The following is a 505-nucleotide window of genomic DNA, read 5'->3' as shown; positions in this document are numbered from 1 at the left end:
TGTTCACGGTCAGCGTCGCCGCCAACGGTGACGTCACCCTCGATCAGCTGCGCGCCGTGGTGCATCCCGATGCCACCAATCCCGATGATGCGACGAGCCTGAGCTCGGACGATCTGGTCACCCTGACGGCAACCATCACCGACAAGGACGGTGACAGTGCCCAGGCGACCCTCAACATCGGCCAGAACCTGGTGTTCGAGGACGATGGGCCAAGCATCAGCACCACCGGCACCGAGCCAATATTGACGGTAGACGAAACGGTGCTGACAACCGACGCCACCCAGAGTTTTACCGCCAACTTCAGCTCGGCGTTTGGCGCTGATGGCGCCGGCACGCTGACCTATGCACTGGGCATGACGGCCGGTGCTTCCGGGCTGACCGACACGGCCACCGGCGAAGCGGTCAACCTGTCGCTCAACGGCGGTGTAGTCGAAGGCCGTACGGCCACCACCAACCTGCTGGTGTTCACGGTCAGCGTCGCCGCCAACGGTGACGTCACCCTCGA

General features: G+C 64.0%; 1 protein-coding gene. It reads left to right on the top strand.

What is annotated here, in order from left to right; translation table 11 throughout:
- A partial coding sequence (locus IB252_RS29920; protein ID WP_225607660.1) for a DUF5801 repeats-in-toxin domain-containing protein occupies positions 1–505 on the top strand: 505 nt, incomplete at both ends.

The organism is Pseudomonas sp. PDM10 (assembly GCF_014852295.1).
In the GTDB taxonomy this organism is placed as follows: Bacteria; Pseudomonadota; Gammaproteobacteria; order Pseudomonadales; family Pseudomonadaceae; genus Aquipseudomonas.
The sequence above is the reverse complement of the archived record's forward strand: the minus strand, read 5'-3'. Positions and strand labels throughout refer to the sequence as shown.